This is a genomic window from Leisingera sp. F5, assembly GCF_001593695.1.
In genome coordinates, this window is record NZ_LUKH01000438.1 from 1 (window position 1) to 2,464 (window position 2,464).

Here is a 2,464-nt window from a genome sequence, read left to right on the forward strand (position 1 = left end):
GTGTTGGCCTTGATGGTGATCCCGCGCTCGCGCTCGATATCCATCGAGTCGAGCAGCTGTTCCTTCATATCGCGGTCCTTCACCGTGCCGGTCTCCTGGATGAGCCGGTCAGCGAGGGTGGATTTGCCATGGTCGATGTGGGCGACGATGGAGAAATTGCGGATCTTTGAGAGCTCTGTCATGCAAGGGGATATGATTTGGTTTCGGGGTTTGGTCAAGGAGAATTGAGTGGACATTCCAGCGTCATACAGTGAAGCAATCGACCTCTCCTTGGACCTCCCTGACTGGCACCGAAGGTACGTTATTGCTCGCACCTTTGTCAGGGCTATGCCTTGTATCTTCTCTCAACCCAAACGAACCAGAGCTAGTGAACCACCAATAACACTCAAGCATTTGCTCAATCTGTACCGGGCAGCTTTGCTTCTATGTGTGGCGACGAAGATGGGTCCAGTCGTTGTTCGAATAGATAGCTTAGAGAAGCTAGGCTTACCCGGTGGCGGCGCAAAATACGACATTTCAATCAGCGCCAAAAACGCCGCTAGGTGCGCTGTCGTTTCCGACAGGCACGACATCAGAATTTGCAGTGAACTTTGCCTTTCTGACTCGATGGCCGCTGTACAGAAGTATAGAGCAGAGAACCCGGGGAGAACCGACACTCTCGCAGCTAGCCGACAGCTGCTGACGATAGAGGTCGCCGGCTCGTCTGACCCTGATGACCTCGACTTTTCGGCACCTCTCTGGCCCGAACTAACTGAATTTCCCTCTATGGATCGCTCCTTCTCCGGCGCAGGGCTCCCCAAAGTCCATTTACCGGAAGACGCTGGCCCCGATTTCCTCAACACGCCTTTCTGGCACGATTGGTATTGGGGGATTGTCAGTGGCAAACCGCTAGATTGGATACTGCAGCGCCGAGTAGCTGAAATCGAAGATTCCATCTGGAAGGAAGGCCCCGAAGCTGTCGCCGCCGAAATCGAGCGCATCAAGGCTGAGTTCCATAGGCAGCCAGCGGACAAGCAGAGGTTCCCTAAGCACGAACCCAATTCCGTCAGCCGCCTGATCGAGAACCGGGTCATCGCGTCTGCAAGCCTGCAAAGCCTTGCCGCGCAGGTTGCGCAGAGCGTTGAACGCTTCCACGCGGAAACCGGTGCCAATGCCCTGCCCGAAGCTTTGGAGCCGATCTCCAGTTTACCGGGTATGCTGCTTGCAGTACATGCCGCCCTCCAAAAGGCACCCGCTAGTGAAAACACCTCTGTTGAGGCAGAAGACCAGCTAAAGGCCGAGATTGGTCGGTTAAACGCAAAAGTTGCGCAACTCGAAAGCGAACTGAAGAGAGCCAGCACCTCGAAACCGTCGGTGTTTTCCGAGGCTTTCAAAAAACAACTTGGCACAAGCCTAGGTGACTGGAAGTTATACGCCGCTCTTTGTGGCGGCCTTTGGATCGTTAGCGGAGACACTGCTGGCATGCAGCGCCGACTTGAGAACATTGCGTATTTTAGAGATGCGATTTTTGGCGAAGTCTCACCTTCGCCTCAAGGCACTCCTGCAAGCGCACACGTACCGGCAGAAGGCAGCATAGAAATTTGCCCCTCCCGCCCGGCCGAAAGGCCTGGCCGCGCCTGAGCAGGGCTGTGCCCGTTCGAAAGCGAAACCACCCCCGGATGGTTTCCGGGAGGCATTCTCACTCCTCGCGGGAAGACGCCGCCCTCTGCACTATGCCGCAACTGTTGCTCCCTCGGGTCGTGGACACCACCTGCCCCCCCGCAACCCAAAACCCCGTCAAATTTTCCGCTCTCCCTGCGCACGGGACCAAAATGCGCTATACTCGCCTCATTCCGCGAAACGCGCGCCCCTCTGGCGGGAAACACAGCAAAGGAGGACGACCCGCATGGATGCAATCAAAGCGACCGAATATGCCCGCGCGCTCTACAGCGCGCATGGCGACAAGGCCGAGCTTGAGGCCGCACAGAAGATGCGCGCCTGCGAAGAAGCCGGCAAAGACGACGAGGCGGCGGACTGGAAAGCCGTGCGCCAGGCAATCCGCGCCCTGCGCGGGCCGAACCAGGCCTGAGGCAGGACACAAGACCGGGGCGCCGCAGACAACGGCGCTCCGAACCTTTCAGCATCCCGTTTACCATGATTGAATCGCGCTTTGGCTTTTGGCATACTGCGGGTAATTCCGCGGGCAGCAGACCCGCTTGCCAAAAAACGAGGCACGAGCCAGATGAAATCCTTCCTGACCGCCGCGCTTTGCGCCGGGTTCCTCACCGCGCTGGCGCCCGTCGGCGCCGACGCCGGCGCGATTGAGCGCGCCTGCCGCCAATCGGACCGCACCGCCGCCTCGCCCGGGTTGTGCAGCTGCATCCAGAAAGTGGCCAACCGCAGCCTGACACGGGCCGAGCGCAAGACCGTCTCAAAATGGTTTTCCGATCCGCATCAGGCCCAGGTCGTGCGCCAGTCCTCTAGT

The 2,464-nt window shown here is 58.4% G+C and carries 4 protein-coding genes; 3 read left to right on the top strand and 1 reads right to left on the bottom strand.

Annotation, left to right across the window (positions count from 1 at the left end):
- A partial coding sequence (locus A2I95_RS31535; RefSeq protein WP_291736166.1) for a GTP-binding protein occupies positions 1-182 on the bottom strand: 182 nt, incomplete at its 3' end.
- A 46-nt stretch (positions 183-228) separates the two neighbouring features.
- On the opposite strand from A2I95_RS31535, the gene A2I95_RS31540 reads away from it, so the two are divergent.
- The 3 genes from A2I95_RS31540 to A2I95_RS31550 all read left to right on the top strand — a co-directional run.
- Positions 229-1,620, top strand: coding sequence for a hypothetical protein (locus tag A2I95_RS31540; RefSeq protein ID WP_291736169.1), 1,392 nt, complete (start codon positions 229-231; stop codon positions 1,618-1,620).
- Positions 1,621-1,885: 265 nt separating this feature from the next.
- Entirely contained in the window at positions 1,886-2,068 is a 183-nt protein-coding gene (locus A2I95_RS31545; RefSeq protein WP_027258207.1) for a hypothetical protein, read from the top strand.
- A gap of 153 nt (positions 2,069-2,221) precedes the next feature.
- Positions 2,222-2,464, top strand: a 243-nt coding sequence (locus A2I95_RS31550) for a hypothetical protein (protein WP_291736172.1), incomplete at its 3' end; no start/stop codon positions are given.